Origin of the sequence: Aeromonas sp. 2MA4 (assembly GCF_029237305.1) — a bacterium.
Classification (GTDB): domain Bacteria; phylum Pseudomonadota; class Gammaproteobacteria; order Enterobacterales; family Aeromonadaceae; genus Aeromonas; species Aeromonas salmonicida.
On sequence record NZ_JAACFY010000001.1, the window covers coordinates 271,052 to 292,720 of the forward strand.

6 protein-coding genes are annotated in these 21,669 nt (G+C 62.9%); 3 read left to right on the forward strand and 3 right to left on the reverse strand.

Annotated features, from left to right (window positions below; translation table 11 throughout):
• Positions 1–219 precede the first annotated feature (219 nt).
• The 3 genes from rtxA to GWQ31_RS01340 form a co-directional block, all read right to left on the reverse strand.
• Positions 220–14,745 (reverse strand): MARTX multifunctional-autoprocessing repeats-in-toxin holotoxin RtxA, encoded by a 14,526-nt coding sequence (gene rtxA, locus GWQ31_RS01330; RefSeq protein ID WP_275908463.1) that lies wholly within the window; start codon positions 14,743–14,745, stop codon positions 220–222.
• Between the two features lie 17 nt (positions 14,746–14,762).
• Positions 14,763–15,158: a toxin-activating lysine-acyltransferase gene (locus tag GWQ31_RS01335; RefSeq protein WP_275906663.1), complete on the reverse strand. Its 396-nt coding sequence runs from the start codon at positions 15,156–15,158 to the stop codon at positions 14,763–14,765.
• Positions 15,159–15,243: 85 nt separating this feature from the next.
• Positions 15,244–15,642: a peptide chain release factor 1 gene (locus GWQ31_RS01340; RefSeq protein WP_275908464.1), complete on the reverse strand. Its 399-nt coding sequence runs from the start codon at positions 15,640–15,642 to the stop codon at positions 15,244–15,246.
• 309 nt (positions 15,643–15,951) lie between these two features.
• On the opposite strand from GWQ31_RS01340, the gene GWQ31_RS01345 reads away from it, so the two are divergent.
• Genes GWQ31_RS01345 through GWQ31_RS01355 form a run of 3 tightly spaced genes read left to right on the forward strand, consistent with a single transcriptional unit; the run spans position 15,952 to position 21,580 of the window.
• Positions 15,952–18,039: a peptidase domain-containing ABC transporter gene (locus GWQ31_RS01345; RefSeq protein WP_275908465.1), complete on the forward strand. Its 2,088-nt coding sequence runs from the start codon at positions 15,952–15,954 to the stop codon at positions 18,037–18,039.
• A complete protein-coding gene (locus GWQ31_RS01350) occupies positions 18,036–19,400 on the forward strand; it encodes an HlyD family type I secretion periplasmic adaptor subunit (RefSeq protein ID WP_275908466.1) in 1,365 nt (454 codons plus the stop codon). The genes GWQ31_RS01345 and GWQ31_RS01350 overlap by 4 nt, the downstream gene beginning before the upstream one ends.
• A gap of 2 nt (positions 19,401–19,402) precedes the next feature.
• The gene (locus GWQ31_RS01355; protein ID WP_275908467.1) at positions 19,403–21,580 is read left to right on the forward strand and encodes a type I secretion system permease/ATPase; all 2,178 of its coding nucleotides are present in this window, start codon (positions 19,403–19,405) and stop codon (positions 21,578–21,580) included.
• The last annotated feature ends 89 nt before the right edge of the window (positions 21,581–21,669 follow it).

A 21,669-nucleotide genomic window follows, 5' to 3' on the forward strand; every position in this document is an offset into this window, starting at 1 on the left:
TGAGAGTGGAAGGCGCCTATGGCTGGAAAGGCAGGCGCAGCCCCATCCATTGGCAGAGCCTGTGATGGGCGGCGAGCAGGCTGTACTAAGGAGCCGGTAGCCAAGGCGCGCTCTCCCGCCGTTACACACCGGCAAGGAAGCTCACGCCCACCGTTTTCCCATAAAAAAACCTGCTCCGAAGAGCAGGTTTTGCATGTCATTGGGTTGGCTTCAGGTCGCTCAGGCGACGTGCGCCCGACCCTGTATCACATCCCCCCAGGCAGACTGCACCAGGCTGTTGGCCTGACTGTCGAGGCGATTGATCAGTCCCATGTCGCCCGCTTCGGGGGCGAAGCTGCTCATGGCCTGGATCAGGCTGTCGACCGCATGGTGAGAGAGCGCCGTGTAGGCGCGCTCGCCCTCTGCCTGCTGCTCGCCAAGACCTATGACCAGCTGGGCCCGGTTGTCGGCAAAGTAGTTGCTGAAGGTGGCGCTGCCCAGTTGCTCGAACTTGCCCTGCTCGCTCGCCCCGTCGGTGTGACGGTTGACCAGCAGTTGCAAATCGTAGCCGCTGCGCTTGAACCAGAGATCCCGCCAGCTGACGTCGTTGAAGACGATGAAGTCCTCCTTGCCGATGTCCTGCACCAGGTTCTCTATCACCTCGCCACTGAACACGAAGCTGTCGACGCCAGTGCCGCCACTGAAGCGGTTCTGATAACCCCCCAGCACCAGCAGATCATCGCCGTCCCCGCCATCAAGCTGGCTGAACTTGGCGACCCGGTCGGCGATCAGCCGATCCCGGCCGTCACCGCCCCGGATACTGGCGTGATAACCCATCAGCTTGACCTGATTGTTGCCATGCTCGGCCAGCAAGCGGTTGTGATTGCCGAACACCATGGCAACGTCATCCCCCTCACCCAGCCGGATCTGGTTGTGATGACCTATGGTCACCGCAAAGTCCTGATCCGCACCGGCATCGATCTGGTTGTAGTTGCCGGAGGTCACCAGATAATCCTGGCCGGCGCCCCCTTCCACTATGCCCTCTTCCCCGAAGATGAAGGCCTGATCGTTGCCCTCGCCCATGAAGGCGCGGTTGACACGGCCGGCCAGCACGGCGACGTCGTCACCCTGTCCGCCGAACATCATGTTCTCCCGTCCCATCATGATGCCAGTGTCCTGACCGGCGCCGCCGGTGAAGATGTTGGAGGTGCCGGTAGCATAGAAGACATCGTCCCCGCGACCACCCCAGAAGTTGTTGTTGTCGCCGAGGTAGGCCCCCAGATCCTTGCCGTCTCCCCCCCAGTTGAAGTTGTAGTTGCCAAGGGAGACGTGCATGTCGCCATCCCCTTGCAGGTGACCACTGTTGCGCAGGAAGTCGAAGGTCTGCTCCTTCATGTTGAGCAGATCGGCCGTCAGGTTCTGCTTGAGGTTGCTGGCCAGCGTCTTGAGCTCCGCCTGCTTGTCCCCGTTGAACAGGGTCGCAAACAGGTTGGGCAGGCTCAGGGCGTTGAAACCGAACGCCTTCTCCTGTGCGGTGGCCGGCTGGGCAGCGGCCTTGGCAGAGCCTTCCCCCTGCTGCACCGACACCTCACCGGGTTTGGCCTCTTCGGGGGCCGCCTCCTGCAAGCCGTGGGTGCGGGCAAAATCGCCGAGGGCATCTGTGCCCAGATCCAGCCCGGCCTTGAGCTGATCGCGCCACTTGGCCGGATCGGTCAGGCTCTTGAGCTGATCGCCGCCAAACTCGGCGATGACCCCCAGCATCTCCTGCAACAGGGCCGGCGCATCGATGGCCGCGCCATCGCGCGCCACCAGCTGACCCCGGGCGTTGTAATCCACGCCGAAGATATCTGCCAGCGTGGTATCGGCCCCCACCCCGGCCAGTCGTCCCAGCAGCCGGTTTTGCAGCTGGCGCGGCAGATCGGTCGGAGTGAAGGTAAAGGTGGTCTTGGCCTGCCCGGTCGACGTGAACTCCTGGGTCAGGATCCCGAACAGGGAACCCAGGTTGGTGTCCAGCATCGCCTGGATGTTGTCACCAAACACAAAGTTCCAGTTGCCCGTGGTGACCTGGATATCGGCCCCCTGCCCGGCAACCGCGAAGTTGAACGCCAGCTTCTCGTTGGCCTGGCGCAGCTTGTCCGCCCGGCTCAGAGGCCCCTTTTCACCCTGGCCGCCGCCCAAGACGTGCTGGTTGAACGCCTTGTTGAGAGTCGCCTCCAGATCGCTCTTGAGGCCGCGACTGCTGCGCTCATGGTCGCTGTCCAGAGCCGTGAGCGAGCCGTACTTGACGCTGCTGGTCTGATCCAGCCCGGCCATGTCCGCCACGAACTTGTTGGCCCCGGCCAGGGTCCACTGCTCCCACTGGCTGGCAAACCAGTTCGGCTGCGAACCGTCTCCGGCTATCTGCTGCAGGGCACCGGCGATACGGGCCGCCCCGCCAAAGGGGTTGACCATGGGTGGCGTGGGGATGGATTTCTCCAGCATCACGATGAGATCGTTGCTGCGCCCCTGGTTGAAGCTGACGTTGCGTTGGCCCACGAACAGCTGGGCCCCCTCCAACGCCCGGTAGCCGGCGATGTCCAGGCTGTGTTTGCTGTCGCCATCCCCGATGTGCACCATGACGTTGTTGTCGCCGAAGGCCAGTGACTTCATGCCCCCTGTACCCACTTTGACACCCAGGTTGCTGGTACCCCAGTTGATGGCGGTAAATTCGCCATCCCCCACGTTGACCTGAATGTTGCCGGAGTAGCTGACGGCATTGTCGGCCTCTCCGGCGGCAGGCTCGGACTGACGCTGTTTTTCGGGGGCGACAAAGGTCTCGTCATTGTCGGCGATGGCGCCGCGGGCACGACTCTCGCCGTCACCCCGGCCCACGTTGGCCAGATCGATATCCCCTTCGGCCACGCCGCCGCGCACCAGCTCGGTGTGCGCCACAGGCTCGCCGGCTTCGTTGAGGGTCAGCACCACCTTGTTGCCGGCCACCTTGCGGGCCCAGACATCATCTTCACCACGGGTGTGCTTGCGACCAGCCAGATCGACCGCCACCTCGCTGCTGCGGGCCGATACCTGGGCACTGATCCCCTCGTTTTTCAATGCCTTGATGAAGCGGCTCGCAAACCCTGTCTGCTGGTCGTCGCTCACCAGGGAGCAACCCACCAGGCTGACGTAGCTCGGCTTGCTCGCCACACCCGCCTCTTGCAGACGCTCGCCGAACCGGCGCAGACGCCCGGCCAGCTCATCGGCACTGTAGCCACTGAGTCGGCTGTTGTTCTGCTCGTCACCGTCACGACCGTGACCCACCACCTGCCAGCGAATATTGCCAGCCAGCTGAGCAGGATCGCCATACACCACCCGATAGTTGCCATCCGCATCCAGCTGCACCACCAGGCTGCGATCGGGGTGCTTGCCCGCCAGACTGGCCGCCGCTTTGGCGGCAACCGGATCATCTTCGGTCTGGATGATGATCTGGCCATCGAAGCGGGTCTCGCCCCCCTGGTTGCCCGGCGTCACGTCAGGTTGCTGCCATTGGTTGACCCGCTGGTTGCGAACCGGCAGGTCATCGCCATCCAGCGCCGCCACCGGAGTCCACTTCTTGGCGACATCGGAGTACTCGACCCGCTGACTGACATCGTCCGCCTGCAGGTGGAAGCGATTGTCCCCATCCACCTTCAGGGCCGGCAGCCCCAGACGGTGGGTAATGCCCGGCACGAAGCCTTCGATCCCTTTGTGGGACGCCAGGTGCGCACTGCCGTAGATGGCGACGAACTTCTCGCCAGCCGGCAACTTGCCCAACACGTCGACGGCGACGTTGTTGGCTGCTCCGGCGCGATACATCAGGCCGTGCTCGGTGCCGGCGATGACGGGTCTGGCGGTGCTGCCATCGTCCAGCGCCACAATCCGCAGCCCTTTCTCACGCGCTCGCTCGAACAGGGAGGGCTCCAGGTGCTTGCTCTTGAGCATGGTTGCCAGCTCGGGAGACATGTCTCCCCCCGCCAGATAGCGGTCTATCAGCGGCTGCGCCAGCTCGCCGCGCAGGTGTTCCAGACCGATGACGGTCACCCCCTGCGCCTTGAGGACATCCATCTGCTCGTTGACGAAGCGCAGACCATTCACATCGCTGCCATGGGTTTCCCCGATCAGCAGGCCGTTACGGTTCTCCAGCAGGCGTGACAATTGTCCCGCCAGCGTGCTCTCCTGCGTCACCTGAGCGTTCAGATCCCGCAGGGCGTTCCCGGCATAGCGGGCATCCCAGGCCGCCACGTCTGTCTGCTTGCTGCTGTTATAGATATTCTCAACCTGCTCGAGGCGGCGTGACTCCAGCTCGCCGAGATAGCGGCGGTCGGCAAACTTGTCCAGCATGATCATCTCGGCAGAGAGCTCGGAGCCGGGCGCCGCCTGCTTGGCTGCCTCCTTGATGAAGTAGACAGTCATCTGGGCAGACTGATCCCCCGTCATGTCCTGCAACTCCTGGTAGGAGTAGCCCAGGTGCAGCACCTTGCCAGTCTCGTCCAGCACTGCCTTGCTCAGCAGCCCCTTCGACTGGGCATCTGCCAGCCACGTCTTCAGCTCGCCATACTGCTCGCCGAGCGCGACATGGAAGCTGGCATCAAACGGCAGATCCGCAGGCGCTTGCCCCTGGTATCCCTCCTTGGCCGCCAGATAGGGATCTTGTGACACCCAGCGCAGCAACATCTGGGTAAGACCCGGGTGCTTGCCATTCGCCTCCTCGGCAGCCTTGCCGATGACGAGCGCTGCCAGATCGGGGCGACGCTTGGCCAGTGTCGCGACATCGGCTTGCAGCGACGCCAGCTCACCGCGATAGAGCCCGCCGTTGAGCTGGCTCTGCAGCTTGCTCAGCGCCGGATTTCTGCCGGAGCCTTCGTGCCTGGTCTGGTAGTCGTCGATCAGCTTGTTCAGCCGCAATGCGGCCTCCACCTGCGCCTGCCCGGTGGCGCCGTGCAGCACGGCGAGCTGATCCAGGATCCCCTGATAAGACTCGCCAATGGGCTTGGCAAATACCTGGGCGGCTTTTTTCAGCTCATCCGGGCTGTAGGCATCGGCAAACAGGCTGGTTGCCCGCTCCTGCGTCACCACTTTGCCCGGCAGCCCTGTCATCGGGCTCTCGTCAAACACCGGCAACTGCAGGATCTCCTGCAGCGTGACCTTGTTGGCAAGATCCTTGGACGGCTTGAAGCGGGCAAGCGCGTCCCCGTTCATCTCGGTCACCCGGAAGAACAGCGGCTTGCCATCCGCTCCCGGCGTCAGGTGGTAGCCGTTCGCCATGTCGAGCCCCTCCTTGCCAAAGAAACGGGTCATGTAACGACTGAATTTCTCGGCGGAGGAGAACTCGACTATGCCCACATTGGGATCGTAGAAACCGTAGACTCGGCCCGACTCACCCTGCTTGGACCAAGCGGCCATGGCGTGGCCCGGCGCGTCCAGCTCCAGCAAGACGGGGGCGGCGTTCCCCTTGGCGGTCAGCTTGCCGAGCACGCTATCGAGCGAGATGGCGCTCTTGCCCTCCCACTTATCCTTGACGATGTCGTACTTGATGCTGCGCAGGCTGTCGTAGTTGTAGGACGCCGGCGTGTTGTTGTGGATCTCGGCCAGACTGCCCACCAGCTTGCGGGCATTGTCCAGCTCGGCGGCCGAGTAGCGATCCGGATTGTTGATGACGGCGGCCGCAGAGTAGAGCTTCTCCATCATGCGTCGCGCCAGATCCGGCTGCCCCTCGCTCTCCAGCTGCTTGGCGACCAGCACCAGCTTGGAGAGGGGATCGCAGCGGCCACCAAAACCGTCATCCGCCAGATTCAGCAACAGCAACTGGGGTGCCAGGTGTTCCCTTGCCAGCGGATCTGCGCCCCCTTGCGAGGCCACGTCACGGAACAGGCGGTTGAACTGTTCAACCTTGGGTTTGATGGTGCTCTTGAGCGCCCGGTTCTCGATCTCCCAGGCGAGTGCCCCCTGCTGCTGTGGCGTCAGGGTCGGCTGGGTGAACAGATCAACCAGCTGGGTCATGCTCATGTCGGGCTGGAAGCCGTCAACCACCTTGCCGGCCAGCCCCTGCTGGTAACCCGCGAGGAAGGCCCTGGTGGTACGTATGTCCTTGGCCACACCGTTGCTGCCCACCTGCGGGGCGAGCGCCTCCTGGTAGCGCTTGAGATCGCGCTTGATGCCCTCGATGCCCTTGAGCGGCGCCTCGGCACCCGCCTCTGACTGACTGCGGTTGAACAGATCGCCGACTATCTGCTCGGCATATTGGCCCATCAAGCGGTTGCTGGCCAGATGGCCATAGAAGGTCTGCTCACCGCTGACCTGATACCCGGCCACGGCCAGCTTGGCCCGCAGTTTTTCACCCTCGCTGCCGAGCCCTTCGTTGTCGGTCAGCAGCATAATTGGCGTGCTTTTGGGCAGGCCGTCGAGGTTTTTCTCTACCGAGAAACGGCCGTTGACCGCCTTGGCGATCGCCCCGACCAGACCGCCCGGATTGGGCAGCTCATGGGCCGTGATCGCCTTGCTCATGCTGGGCATGGGGCGATCGAGCAAAAGGGCGCCCACCGGCTTGCCCTGCTCGGCGGCATAACGGGCCAGATCGGCAGCGATGGGGCCACCCATGGAGTAGCCGTGGATCAGGATCTTGCCGGGCGCCACACCGCGCTCTTCCACCAGATAGCGGAACATGGTGCGGGCATCCTGATAGACCCCCTGTTCGCTTGGGCCACCATCGCTGGCACCGTAGCCACGCAGGTTGACCGCCAGCATGTCGATGCCCTGCTTCTGGTAATGACTGCGAACGGCATCGGCTTGCTCCTCGGCAGAAGAACCTGAGCCATGCAGGAACAGCACAACCTCGGGCTTGCCATCCTCCTGCGTCCCTTGCCGTTCGGTCCCCTTGTGCAGGTAACCGGACAGGCGGCCGGCGTCCCCTTGCAGGGTCACTTGTGCAGCCTCCCCTTTGCTCACCGCATGGTCGAGCAACTGCCGGGTGATGTCGCCCACCTGGCGCCGCTCATCACGGGTGCCATAGAGGTTGTCGTTGAGGAAACGGGTCAGGGGGTTGAGCGACTGCCTGTCTAGCGGTGCCGAGCCGTCGTTCTCCATGGAGACGGGCTTGCCGGATGAGGCGGGGTCAACCACCTCGACAGGGGCACTGACCTTGCGCGGCGATCCGAGTGCGGCCAGCTCAGCCAGCTGCGCCGAGTGGGCGTGTTGCTGATAAAAATCGAGGGTGCGGCCGAAGGCACGATCGAGGGCATCCTGCACCGCCGCCTTGCCGGCATCACCCGCCAGATCCACCAGATCCCGGTAGTTGGCGGTGTAGCTCTCCAGCACCTGCTTGCGCGCATCCCCGCTCGCCTGCAAGGCCTGATAGACCGCCAGACTCTCGTTCACCGAGTGGCCGCCATCGAACACCAGGAAGGCAAGGGTGTTGAGGTAGGCCTGACTCGGGGAGTAGCCAGGCTCCTTCGCCGCCAGGTAGTTGTTCAGGTGCACCATGATGTTGGTGGAGCCGGAGGCTCCGGTCACCACGGGCAAGCCCTTGTCCAGCGCGTTGCGCTCAAAGGTGGTCTCCTTGCCCGGCGTCAGTATGCGGCCATCGGCCACGCTGCGCCCGCTCAGGAAGTCGTCGTACTTGTCGCCGCCGGGCTGATAGTGCAGACCCGTGCCGTAGTCACTGGTGGTACGACCCGGCAAGTCGACTTGCAGCAGACCGTCCTTGGCAGAGGCGATCTCGGTGCTGGTCGAGCGCGCCTTGGTGATGACGCTGCCATAGAAGCGATCCCCCTCTCTCTTCCAGTCGGCCGTGTCCATGCCGAGCTCGGGATGGGTGGCCATCTTCACCGCAAGGAAGGGCACCTTTATGACATCGAAGCCGTTGTCGACCCGGGTCATCATCTGCTTGAAGTTGGCCAGATTCGGCTCGGCCAGAAAATCGGTCAGGCTGGGCACCCGGCTGAACCAGGGACGGGTGTCCTTCTTGATGGCCTCGGCGAATGCCGCCATCTTCTTGTCGATACGCTGGCTCTGGGTGGCCTCGTCCAGCTGCAGTGTCTGGATCCAGTCGCCAAACTCCTTCACCAGGCTGGCGCCCAGTTGCGCCGAGGTATCGATCGCCGCCTGCGACGGTGAGGTCACCAGCGCATGGGCAATCTCGGAGTCGAAACGACGGCCAAACAGGTTGTCTATGTACTGGCCGGTCGCCTTGCTCTTGTGCGCATCGGCAAGCAAGGCTTGCGCCAGCACCTGCAGCTGCGGCTGATCCCCCAGCGTCTTGCTGGCAGTCTCAAACAGGGCGATGGTACGAGGCCCATTCACCTCGCCAGAGAGCCAGAGTGCCTTGACCGCTGCGGCCAGCTGGCGGGTTTGCGACGTGTCGAACTGACCCAGCTGATGGGCAAACGCGATCAGACTGTCATGCTCGGTACGGGGCGCCTGCCGCTCGGCATTGGAGTTGGTGTCGGTGAGCGGACGAATGCCGAGCTCGGTCACCCTGGCTATGTCGGTGGCACTCAACTCACCCACCACTCCCGTGATCCGGCCTATGCCGTCGAACACCAGCTGATGTTCGAAGCGGGCTGTCTGTTCAGGCGGCAGGGCCAGACCATGCACACCGGCAGCCTTGGCCCTGAAGGCGAAGGTGTGGCTCAGCAAGGAGGCGGCCTCGAAGCGCAGCGCCTTCACCTGTTCACCGCGCTGGGCAAACTCTTTGGGGGCGCGAGCCTGCCACTGGGACAGGCTTTGCTCCAGCAGCCCCAGATTCGCCTCCGATGGCTGCTGCTGCACCCGAACCACGGCCTCGCGTACCGCCTTGAGCCGCTCGCTTGGCAAGTCGGTCGAGAGCTTGCCCAGCTGGCGGCGAGTGGAGTCAATGAAGCCATTGTCTTCGCGCCTGAGCAGTTGGAAGGCAAAACCGGCGGTCTCGGGCACGGCGACGGCCGGGCCTCGCACCGGGCTCCCCAGCCCGGCCAGGGAGACACCGGACAGACCCAGCTCGGCGCTGCGGCGCGAAGACGCATGGCTCGCCGGCACAGCGGCGCCAGACTCGCGCTCACCGACCATACCGGGCAGGGTGATGGCGGGCGTGCCATGAACACGGCTCCCGGCATTGATCTGCAGGCGATTGACCGCAGCCAGGGCGCCATCGAGGGCGGACTGTTCCTGTTCACTCAAGCCATTGGCGGCATCGATGGCCGATGGCTGGGCGCCAGCCGCAGCATAGGTCGACAGACCTGCGGCATCCGGCACAGCCAGCTCACCGGCCTGCGGCAGCCGGGGTACCGCAACCGGGCTCTGGCCGTCATGCGCGTCCTGACGGCTCGGCTTGTCACCGCTTTGTTTCAGGCTCGCCGCATTCTGTCTGGCCTGTGTTGCCTGCTGGCTGGCCTGGCTGCTGGCCTGCTCGCCTGCGGCCTGGGCCTGGCTGGCACTCGACTCGCCCTCTTGCTGACGCTGCCGGGCATCGGCCTCGCGGGTCAGGGCATCGAGACGGCGCTGCTCGGCCTGCTCGGTCCGGCTCTGCCCCTGCGCCAGGGCCTCGCCCTGCAACTGTTCGCTGCGCTGCTGACCAGATTTGGACTGGGTCAGGGCGGCATCGACCTGCTGGCTCTGCTGCTCGCGGCGGGTTTTGGCATCCGCAATCGCCTCGCCTGCCGTGCCGCTGGCCTCTTCCAGATCTTCCTGTGTATCGGTCAACAAGCGGTCGGCAAAACCATTGCGCCAGTGCTGGCCGGACGGGATGGTGGCCGCTTCGGGCTGCTTGAGTTGTTCAAACTGGCGGGCCAGGGTGTCGAGCTGAGTCGTCATGTCGCGCGCTTCCGCCTCGATGACGCCGCGCTGATCCTGACCATTCTCGGCCAACTTGCCCTCGTCGGTGGCTTCCAGCTGGGACTGAGCGCCCGAGATGGCGGCCAGCTGCTGTGCCTTTTCCTGCTCCAGTCGCTGTTTGTCGGCATCGGCACTGGCCCGATCGGCTTGGGCCTGGGCGGCGTTGCCGTCTTCCGCCAGTTGCGCGCTGACCTGGCCAATCTCGGCCTTGCCAGCCGCCGTGGCGACCACGTTGTCGAGCAGATAACCAAGGCCGTTGCTCTCCCCCGTGCCCCGGAACGCCAGGGTATTGCTCCCCGCGCGAGCGGTCAGGGTCAGCCGTTTGGTCTGCCAGCTGGCTGCGTCACCCTCGCTGGCAAAGACGCGCTCGCCGTTCCACCGCACCTCGATGCCGTGCTGCAGCGAGATGTTGGCCCGACGGGCAAAATCGAAGTTCAGAGTGACAGTCTCGCCTGCCTGGAGGCCGGCAAGATCCTGGGAAATCTGGGTGTTTCTGTCGGTGGAGAGTTCGCTGACACGCTGGCCATGACCTTCGTCAGCCAGCCCGTAGGTGGCGGCAGAAAAGTCTGCCTCGATCCCGTCACCGGCATGCTGCCAGCCGTGGGCGCCCCGTTCGAAATCGCCGTTGACGATGAGGTTTTCGCCGCCCCTGACCAGGCCTTGCTCATCGAGCTGCAACGCCTTGTCCATGGCTTGCTCGTCCCGCTCGCCGGTCTGGCTCACCTGGCCGGTCAGGCCGCTCGCCAGCGAGGATTTCACCTCGCCAATCTCGTCCAGACCGAAGCCGCTCAGGGTCTGTACATCCCCCAGACTGGCCGCTTGTGGCGTCTTGACCGGGCCCTCTTCATCGCCCTGTACCAGGTAGTTGATCGCCTGGTTGCCTGCCGCACCGAACAGGGTCTGCTTGATGTTGTCAAACAGGGTGCCGAGCTTGTTGCTGCTGGTGTTGCTGCTGGCGATGGCCAGGCTGTAGAAGTCGCCGTTGCCTATCTTGATGGCCACGTTGTGGCGGGCATAGGCCGCAGTGACGTCGAGCCCGTCGCCGATCTGGACATTGGCATTGCCCTTGCCCTTCATGACGGCGACGTTGAGCCCATCCCCCACCTTGGTGTTGAGGTTGTAATCACCCCAGGCCAGGTTGATGGAGGTGCCATCGCCGACCTTGATGTTGTTGTTGAACTTGCCGTAGGCGGCGGTGACGCTCAGGCCATCCCCCACAGTGGTGGTCTGGTTGATCTCCCCCTTGGCGAGGGTGACCTGGATGCCGTCTCCCACCCGGGTGACGACGTTGGCCTTGCCGAGCAGGGCCTGGTAGCTCTCGCCATCCCCCACCTGGGTGACTATGTTCGCATCCCCCTTGGCCAGCACGACCTGACGGCCATCCCCCACCTTGGTGATGATGTTGGCGCGACCCCAGGCACCTGTGTAACTGTCACCGTCACCAACCTGAGTGACCAGGTTGGCCTCCCCTTGCAGCACCGCCAGCTCGCGGCCATCGCCGACCTTGGTCAGCACGTTGGCGCGGCCCTTGGCGAAGCTGTAACGGTCACCGTCACCGACCTGGGTCAGCAGGTTGACATCCCCCCAGGCCCCTTGCACCACCAGGCCGTCGCCCACCTTGGTGATCAGGTTGGCGCGGCCCTTGGCCAGGCCTATAGTGCTGCCACCACCGACATGGGTCATGACGTTGCCCACCTCGGAGATAAGCAGGCCCACTGTGGTGCCGTCACCTATCTTGGTCAGCAGATTGCCCTTGCCCCACAGCACGGCGGCCGTGGTGCCATTGCCCACGTGGGTCAGCACGTTGGCATCGGCCTTGGCAATGGCGCCGAGGAAGTCATCTCCGACCTTGGTGATGATGTTGGCTTTGCCCAACGCCAGTACCCCGGTCAGACCGCTGCCCACATGGGTCACTATGTTGGCCTTGCCAAACAGGGCTGCCAGTGTGGTGCCATCGCCCACCTTGGTCATCACGTTCAGCTCGCCGGCGAACAGCCCCAGGCTGGTGCCGTTGCCTATATGGCTGTAGACGTTGGCCTTGCCAATCATCAGCGCAGCGGTCAGGCCATCGCCCACCTTGGTCATCAGGTTCGCCTGCCCCAGCATGGCGGCGAAGGTCTCACCAAGGCCGACATGGGTGAAGACGTTGGCATTGCCCACCATGGCAGCCAGCGTCATGCCGTTGCCTACCTTGGTCGCCAGGTTGCCCTGGGCCAGCATCAGGGCGACGGTCAGGCCGTCACCGACATGGGTGAAGACGTTGGCCTTGGCCACCATCAGCGCCAAGGCATTGCCATCCCCCACCTTGGTGAAGACGTTGGCCACCCCGCCCATCAGGGCCCAGGCGTCGCCCTGACCTATCTGGGTAAACAGGTTGCCCGCGCCTATCATGGCGGCAATGGCCGTGCCGTCGCCCACCTTGGTGAACAGGTTGCCAACGGCCCCCATGACCCCCAGGATGGCGCCATCGCCGACATGGGTCAGCACGTTGCCCGCCCCCAGCATCACGGCCGAGAGATCGCCGTCACCGACCCGGGTCAGCACGTTGGCCGCCCCCAGCAGCAGCGCCTGGGTATCACCCCGGCCAATCTGGGTCAGCACATTCACGCCCCCCCCCAGGATGGCCTGCACCTTGCCGTTGCCCTTCTTGGTGAGCACGTTGGCGCCCCCCAGCAGCACGGCGCGGGTATCGGCAGCCTCGTCCCCCTGGCTGATGTGGGTCAGCACGTTGGCGCCCCCCAGCAGTCCGGCGGTCAGCTGGCCGGCACCCAGCTTGGTCAGCACGTTGGCTCCGCCGACCAGCATGGCATCAAGCTGTCCCTCACCGGCCTGGGTCAACACGTTTGCCCCACCGCCAGCCAGCCAGAGACCATTGCCATCGCCGATCTGGGTGTGAGTGTTGTAACCGCCCAGCATCACGACCTGGCTGTCGCCACGCCCCTGCTGCACCGAGATGTTGCCATAGGCCAGCAGGCGGGCCAGATACTCCCCATCCCCGCTGCGTACCAGCACGTTGGCCGCACCAACGGCATAGACATCCATCTTTCCCTGCGCGCCCTGATGCACCAGCACGTTGGCAAGACCCGCGCCACGGAACACCAGATCGCCGCGCTGACCGCGCTTGATCAGCACGTTGGCGGCCCCGGCGCCATTGAAGTGGATGTTGCCCTCGGTCACGTCAGACTCGATGACGTTGCCGCCACCGGCGCCATCGAAGAAGATGTCGCCCTTGCTCTTGCCGCCGCCTTGCTGGCGGGGGAGCAACGGCTGGGAGTCAAACTCCCGGGTGGCAGGCAGCCGATCCGACACAGCGGTCACGGTGTCGAGCTGGTAGTGCACCTCGCTCAGGGAGTAGCCCCCCGTGCCCATGGCGCTGAAACCCGTCTGCTCCGAGATGACCTGATCGGCCAGGCTGGCAATGTGGTTGCCCTCCTTGTACCAGGCCCTGGCCAGGTACTTGAGCGCACCGGTTTCCCTGTCGTTGGCCAGCTCCACCACCACTATCTTGGTGTAGGGGCCAAGCTGCTTGGCAAACACATAGGTGTTGGCCTGTACCCGGGATTTCACCGCGCTGACAGCGACCTTGGTGCCATCCTCAAAAATGGCGTAACCGCTCATCTTGGCGCTGGAGAGCGTCACGTCGGCCGCCGCCACGTTCACGCCGCCACCGTAGTTGATCCAGCTGTTTTCGGTCAGATCCGCTTCCACCGCCTCCAGCTTGATGCGCTGGCGCCGTTCAAACACCAGATCCGTCAGGCGATAAGCTCCGTCGGTCCGGGTCGAGGTAAACCCTTGCTGTTCATTGATCTGGCGGCTGGCCAGGCTGGCGAGGTGATCGCCTTCCTTGTACCAGGAGGTGGAGAGGTAACGCAGGGGACCCTGCTCGCCCTCGTTGGAGAGTTCGACCCGGTTGATCTTGGTGTACATGCCATCGAAGAAGGCAAACAGGTAGGTATTGGGTTGCAGGGTCGACTTGATGGCCGTGACCGCCTGGGACTTTTGAATCCAGCTACCGCCCATGGTGGCCGTGGTCAGCACTATCTCGTCGGCACTGGCACCCGCAAAGGGCGAGCTGTCGCTGCCAGACCCCTTGCGGGAAAGGTGGTTGTATCCCCCGGCTCCCTTGAAGTGAATGTTGCCCTCGGCCACATCGGACAACAGGCGGTTGTAACCCCCGGCGCCGTTGAAACGGATGTCGCCACGGGTCTGCAGATAGGCATCATCCTCATGGCGCAAACGGGAGATCTCGTTCCAGCCACCGGCGCCGTTGAAGGCGACATCCCCCTCGCGTCCCTTGCGGAACACCTTGTTGTAGGCGCCGGCCCCGTTCAGGGATATGTTGCCGGATTCCAGCTGGGAGCTGATGATGTTGGCCGCACCAGCGCCATAGAAGCTGATGTTGCCGTGCGATCCCTGATACTGGCTGTGCCAGGTACGATCTATCTTGTTGGCCGCACCGGCACCGCTGAAGGTCAGATCGCCCCTGTCGGTCTGGTGCCAGAGCTTGTTGTAACCCCCGGCCCCCTCGAAGCTGACGTTGCCACTGATCCCCTTGCGGGTCAGGAAGTTGGCAAGAGCCGCCCCCTGATAGCGGATGTCTCCCTCGCGCCCTCGGTGATCGATATTGGTGCCGCCACTGGCGCCGGCAAAGTGGATATTGCCTGACTCGGACTTGCTGATGTCCGCGTAGCCCGCCGCCCCCTTGACGGTCAGGTTGCCGGAGTCGTCGACCACCTTGAGGTAGGCGGCGCCGCCGTACACGCTGTCATTGCCCGTGCCGGTATAAACAGTGGCGCCAATGGAGCCGACCTTGATGGTGTCGTCACCGCCATAGGCACGGATGACGCCACCGAAGCCAAAGGCATTGATGTCATTATTGCCATCATCTGCCGTGTAATTACCGGTAAAGAAGTACTCAATACTTCTCCATACACTCTTTCCCATGTATTAACTCATTATGATTAAATGGAAAACCACTGCACCCTGCGCACACAATGGCCAAGTTCGGCATGAACATGACCACGCACGGTACAGACCCGCTGCCCTTTCCATGGCAGAAATATCCGGCGACGCAGATCGCTCACCACGGTGCGGGCATGTCCGTATGGCGCTATCATCTCCGGAATAAAAATATGGTCGCCGGATTGCCAATCCTCACGGATCAGCTCCCGCTCGGCGGCCAGCAAGGTGTCACGAATGGATAAAGAGACAAACGCCCAGTTGCAAAATGCAACCGGGCGCCCGTGTGAGTCTTCATAATAGCTGAACTGGTTCAATTCGAAGGCAGGCAATATTCGCTGCTGCCACTCGGCGACGGAATAACGCCGATGCAGGGAGGAGTGCTGACTCAGCAGCATGACTCCCCCCAGAATATGTTGATTTTGTTGCCAGTTCGGTTCCGTTGATTGCAATACCAAGCTCATTGGATCCCCAACCGGAACATTATTTTTTCTTGCGCGGCGCGGCCTGTGCTGTGGCAGCCGGTGCGGCTTGTTGCTCGTCAGAAGGGGCTGACGGGATCAGGCCTGCGGCGATCAACTTGTCAAACTCGGCGGCCATTCGCGGATCTTCAAGCATATTTTTTATCATTGAAACCATATACATAAAGCCAGCGGCAGGCATATGGACCGTCTGTTTCAGTGCCAACTCGTTGTCACTTTCTGCCATGACCCCTTGCGCCATCTTCAGCGGATCTTGTCCGACGAAATAGAGGGAGAAGATCCCCTTGTTATAGTTGACGCTGGATACTGTCTGTACAAACTGCTCTGTCATATAAATTCCATTATCAATAAATATAAAGAAAAACAAAAATGAAAAATAACACCACAAGCAATACAACATGGGCTTAACATTTCGCATTTCACTATATTTACCATATTTGAAATTATTATCATGTTCAATTAAACAATGACCTAAAAATAGAGCAAATACGTCAATAGAGATATCAACTCAATCGTCAAGGTTAATACATCCATATCTAAAGATTAGCCTGATGCAGTACTCAACCCGGCCCTTCTATTATGAGATTTGTCAGCCAACATAATATTTGACAGTAAAATAATGGCTCGCTAGTATGCGCGCCCTGCCTGCAACAGGCCACCTTGCCCCATATAAACAGGAGGGGTGTCACAGCGGCAAACGGATATTATTATGACGGCGAGTGAAGAGTCTGTTTTAGCGTGTATCAATATTATTATCGGGATGCTGGGTTGTCCCTCTAAAGATATAGCACCCACGCCAGACGACACCTTTGACAATATTATCGATACGCTGCAGCAACAGACAGGAACCCGCATTCGTCAGCGTCATATCCCATCTCGAAAACTCGATAAACTGACTCTGCCAGCGGTACTGCTGAGCCCCTCTGGCAAGGCGCTCGTGCTGGCCCAGCGCCAGGGTGAACAGGCGCTGATCCTGGATCCAGCCGTGGGCAAGCCGCAAGTCATAGCACAAGACGAACTGCTGGCACGCTGGGATGGCCGCTTGCTCGAGGTCGGCAAACGGCAGAGTCGCTTCGACATCCGCTGGTTCATCCCCGCCTTCTTGCAGCAAAAACGCCTGCTCGGCGAGATACTGCTGTTCTCGCTGGTGTTGCAGATCCTGGCGCTCATCTCACCGCTCTTCTTTCAGGTGGTGATGGACAAGGTGCTGGTGCATCAGGCCTGGGCAACCCTGGATGTGCTGGTGTTCGGGCTGCTGATCACGGCCCTGGTGGAGGTCTGTCTGCGGGGGCTGCGGGAATACCAGTATGCCCATACCGCCAACCGGATCGATATCCAGCTCGGGCTGCGCATGGTGCAGCACCTGTTTGCACTGCCTCTGCTCTATTTCAAGAGTCGCCAGGTGGGCGCCATTGTGACCCGGGTGCAGGAGCTCAACACCATACGCGAATTTCTGACCGGCACCCTGTTCACCCTGACGGTGGACGTGCTGTTCATGTTTGTCTTCCTGGCCGTCATGGCCAGCCTCTCCGGCATGCTGACCCTGGTGATCCTGCTTTCCATTCCCGCCTATGTGCTGATCGCTTGGTGGATCACGCCGCGCATGCAACAGGCGGTCGAGCAGCAGTTCGGCCATGCGGCCACCAATACCGCTTTCTTGAACGAGACGGTCGCCGGGGCCGAGACCCTCAAGAGCCTGGCGCTGGAACCGCGTTTCGTGCGGCGCTGGGATGAGCAGACCCGCCAGATGGTGGAGGCCGGCTACCAGGTGCAGCAACTCAACAATGCCTCCCAGCACGGGGTCATGTGGCTGCAAAAACTGGTGACAGTCATAGTGCTCTGGCTCGGTGCCAGCGAGGTGATCGCGCTGCAGCTGACCATAGGCCAGCTCATCGCCTTCAATATGATGGCCAGTCACGTGGCGCAGCCGCTATCGCGCCTGGTCGAGTTGTGGGGCCAGTTCATCCAGACCCGGATCGCGGTAGACAAACTCGGCGACATGCTCAACCTCCCCCCGGAACATCAGCGCGATGGGGATGGCCGCATCCACGCCGGCGCCATAGTGCTCGAGCGGGTGCATTTTCGCTATCAACCGGATGCCCCTCTCATCATCGACGATCTCTCCCTCGCCCTGGCGCCCGGCGAGACGCTGGGGATTGTCGGCGGCTCGGGCTCGGGCAAGAGTACCCTGGCCCGTCTGCTGCTGCGGCTCTATCAGCCGGAGCGGGGGCAGATCCTCATCGATGGCCAGCCCATCCAGCAGATCCCCCTCCACCACCTGCGCCAGCAAATGGGGGTGGTGTTGCAGGAAAACCATCTGTTCAACAAGTCGGTGCGCGACAACATAGCCCAGTCAGTGCCCCACGCCAGCCTGGACGACATCATCCGAGCCGCTACCCTGGCTGGCGCTCACGACTTCATTTTGCGACTGCCCCTTGGCTACGACACTGTGCTGGCGGAAGGGGGCAGTTCGCTCTCCGGCGGTCAGCGCCAACGGCTGGCCATAGCCCGCACCCTGCTGGCCGACCCCAGGATCCTCATCTTTGACGAGGCCACCAGCGCCCTGGATGACGGATCCCAGGCGCTGATCCAGCACAACATGCGCCACATCGCCAGCGGCCGCACCGTCATCACCATAGCCCACCGCCTCTCCACAGTGCGCCACTGCGACCGCATCATAGTCCTGCAGCGCGGCAAGATAGTGGAGCAGGGCGACCACGCCAGCCTGCTGGCACTGGGGCAGCACTACGCCCGCCTGTGGCATCTGCAACAAGACTTGCACGAGGAGACCCCATGAATCTGCGCACCTGGCTGAACCGCTGGCGCCGACCCGGTCCAGCCCGGCAGCAGGAGACCCACTACGGCTTCCTGCCCGCCCATCTGGCGCTGGCCGAGACGCCGCCCTCCCCCTTTGCCCGCATCACGGCGCTCACCCTGAGCGCCGGTGTGCTGCTCACCCTGCTCTGGGCCTGCTGGGGCCAGCTCGACATCCAGGCCACCGCCAGCGGGCGCCTGCTGGTATTTGGCCGCAGCCAGATGATCCAGTCCTACGAGCAGGCCAGGGTGATCACCATTCACGTGGAAGATGGCCAGGCGGTCGCCGCCAACGCGCCGCTGCTGACCCTCAACACCCTGGGGGTCAGCCAGGATCTGAGCCGGTTGCGCGAGCAACAGGCATTCCAGTACCAGACCCTGATCCGTTATCAGGCGCTCTATGGCAACGAAACCGTCACCCAGCACCCCGACTACGCCAGGCTCACACCGGCGCAGCAACAGGCGCTGGCGGAGAACCACCAGAGCGAGCTGCACGAATACCGGAGCACCCTCAACAACCTGCAGGCCGAGCTTGGGGTCAATCAGGCCAATCAGGCCGCCCGACGGGGGGACATGGCCTCCCTCACTATCCTGCTGGCCAACATCCGGCCCCGCCTGCAGGCGCGCCAGACCCTGAGCCAGTCCCAGGCCATCTCACGGGTGGAGTATCTGGAGCAGGAGAAGGAGCTGCTGGAAACCCAGCGCCAGCTCGCCCAGCAGCGGGCCGAGCTCGAGGTGCTGCAATCCCAGCAGCAGAGCTTGCAGGAGCGGCTGGCCGGCTTCAAGGCGCAGAAACAGCGGGAGTGGGTCGAGAAACGCCAGCAGGCCCAGCTGCAACTGACCGCCATCGAGCAGGAGCTCGCCAAGCTGAGCGAGCGGGAGCACCTGGAAGTCATTCGCGCCCCGGTGGCGGGCACAGTGCAGCAGCTGGCCATCCACACCCAGGGCGCCGTGGTGCAACCGGCCCAGCAGTTGCTGGTCATAGTGCCCAACGAGGGAGTCCAGTACGCCGAGGTGAAGATCCTCAACAAGGACATAGGCTTCGTGCACGAAGGGCAGATGGTCAGCATCAAGGTGGATGCCTTTCCTTATACCCGTTACGGCACCATAGACGGCGAGCTGGTCAGCGTGTCGCGCGATGCCACCACGGATGAGCAACTGGGGCTGGTCTTTCCCGCCAGGGTCAAGCTGAGCCGGGGCGAGATGCAGATAGACAATCAGCCGGTACGGCTCACCCCGGGCATGTCGGTGGTGGCCGAGGTCAAGACGGACAGGCGCCGGGTGATCGACTACCTGCTGAGCCCGATCCGTGAATACCAGGCCGAGGCACTGCGGGAGCGATGACAATGACACAGGCTTTACCGGCCTTAGAGGCCCCCGTGAACGAGCCAGCCCCCATCGCCAATGGCGCCCTCGCCGCCCTCGCCCACGCGGCCCATCAGCTGATGATGGCCGCGGATGCCGGGCAACTGGCCCACGCCATGGGTTGCGATCTGGCGCCGGAAGATCTGACAGTGCGCGAGGCCGCTGCCCGGCTCGGCCTGCGCAGCGCCCTGTCACAGGGGCCAGGCTGCCCGCTGGCGGCGCTGCCACTGCCGGCCCTGCTCAAGCGGGAGGGGCGCTGGTACACCATCACAGCCATCGAGCCTGAGGGCTGGCAGCTGTTTGATCCGGCGACCGGCACCAGCAGCCTGCAACCGCTGCCGAACCCCACACAGGCGGCACAGTGGCACTATCTATTGCTGGCCCAGCAGGATCTCACCCCGGCCGAGGTCAAGTTCGGGCTGGGCTGGTTCAGCCCGGCGGTACTGCGCCAGCAGAAGCAGGTACGAGACGTCTTCTGCTTCGCCATCGTGCTGCAGCTCATAGCCCTTGCCAGCCCGCTACTTTTTGAAAACATCATCGACAAGGTGCTGGTAGGGCGCAGCCTCGGCAGCCTGCAGGTGCTGGCCCTGGCCATGCTGGCGCTGGCCTGCGCCGAGCCGCTCTACAGCTTTCTGCGCGGCCAGGTGTTCGGCCATCTGGCCAACCAGGTCAACGCCGAGCTGTCCGGCAAGCTCTATCGCCATCTGGTCGGCCTGCCCATCGACTATTTCAAGGCGCGCCAGACCGGCCAGATCATCGCACGGGTCAAAGAGATGGCCCAGATCCGCCAGTTCCTCACCGGTTCCACCCTGATGCTGGTGCTGGACCTGGTGTTCATCCTGCTGTTTGTCGGCGTCATGTTCCATTACGCCCCCGTGCTGACCGGCTGCGTGCTGGGTTCCTTGCTCATCTATTTTCTGCTGTGGCTGCTGATTGGCCCCCTGGTGCGCAAGCGGGTCGAGGCCGAGTATCAGGCAGATGCCGATGCTACCAGCTTCCTGACGGAGGCAGTCACCGGCATCGAAACCATCAAGACCACGGCCACTGAGCCACGCTTTTATCGGGAGTGGCAGCGTCTGCTGGCGCGCCAGTTGCGGCGGGGGTTTCAGGCCAGAAAGGTGGGACTTGCCGCGGGACAGGGAATAGATCTGGTGCAAAAGCTCACCGCCGCCCTGCTGCTCTGGCTCGGCGTCGGCGAAGTGCTGAACGGCCGGCTAAGTCCGGGGGAGCTGGTGGCCTTCAACATGCTGGCGGGTCATGTCACCCAGCCGGTGCTGCGGCTGGCCCAGGTGTGGCAGGACTTCCAGCACACCCTGATCGCCCTGCGCCGGGTGGGGGACATACTCGACGAGGCGCCCGAGCACGGCAATGGCGGGCTCGCCTCCGTCCCCGCTCTCAAGGGGGCCATCGAGTTTCGTCACATCCGCTTTCGCTACCAACCGGATGCCCCCGAGGTGCTGGCCAATCTCTCCCTCTCCATCGAGCCCGGGCAGTTCATCGGCATCACGGGCCCATCGGGTTGTGGCAAGAGCACCCTCACCCGCTTGCTGCAACGGCTCTACGTGCCCCAGCACGGCCAGGTGCTGGTCGACAACATGGATCTCGCCATCGCCGACCCTGTCTCCTTGCGCCGCAACATGAGCGTGGTGCTGCAGGAGAGCATTCTGTTTTGTGGCTCGATCGTCGACAACATCCGTATCTGTCGCCCCGATGCCAGCCAGGCCGAGGTGGAGCAGGCGGCGCAGCTGGCCGGCGCACTCGGCTTTATTCGCGAGCTGCCCCAGGGCTTTGAGCAACAGGTGGGCGAGAAGGGTGCCCGCCTGTCTGGCGGACAACGCCAGCGGATCGCCCTGGCCCGGGCCCTGCTGGCCAACCCCAGGATACTGCTGCTCGACGAGGCCACCTCGGCCCTCGATTACGAATCCGAGGCTGCCATCATGGCCAACATGGCTGCCATTCGCCGTGGCCGCACCCTGATCAGCATCGCTCATCGCCTCAATACACTCCGCCATGCTGACCGCATCCTGGTAATGGATGAGGGGCAGATAGTGGAGTCCGGCAGCCATGATGAGCTGCTGGCACAGCAGGGTCTCTATGCCCGATTGTGGCGTCAGCAAACCGGAGACCAGGCCGAGTCAGCCGCAGTCCAGCCCTGCTAATGACTCAAAAGTTAATAAAGGCTCCCTCCGATTCAGTCCCGATACAGGCGCGCCTGCTAGGATCCGGATTGACTCGCCCTGGCATAAAC

Excerpts from the sequence above, each read along its gene's own strand:
- rtxA (WP_275908463.1), bottom strand. The coding sequence starts at position 14,745 with ATGGGAAAGAGTGTATGGAGAAGTATTGAGTACTTCTTTACCGGTAAT.
- GWQ31_RS01335 (WP_275906663.1), bottom strand. The coding sequence starts at position 15,158 with ATGCTGCTGAGTCAGCACTCCTCCCTGCATCGGCGTTATTCCGTCGCC.
- GWQ31_RS01340 (WP_275908464.1), bottom strand. The coding sequence starts at position 15,642 with ATGTTGTATTGCTTGTGGTGTTATTTTTCATTTTTGTTTTTCTTTATA.
- GWQ31_RS01345 (WP_275908465.1), top strand. The coding sequence starts at position 15,952 with ATGACGGCGAGTGAAGAGTCTGTTTTAGCGTGTATCAATATTATTATC.
- GWQ31_RS01350 (WP_275908466.1), top strand. The coding sequence starts at position 18,036 with ATGAATCTGCGCACCTGGCTGAACCGCTGGCGCCGACCCGGTCCAGCC.
- GWQ31_RS01355 (WP_275908467.1), top strand. The coding sequence starts at position 19,403 with ATGACACAGGCTTTACCGGCCTTAGAGGCCCCCGTGAACGAGCCAGCC.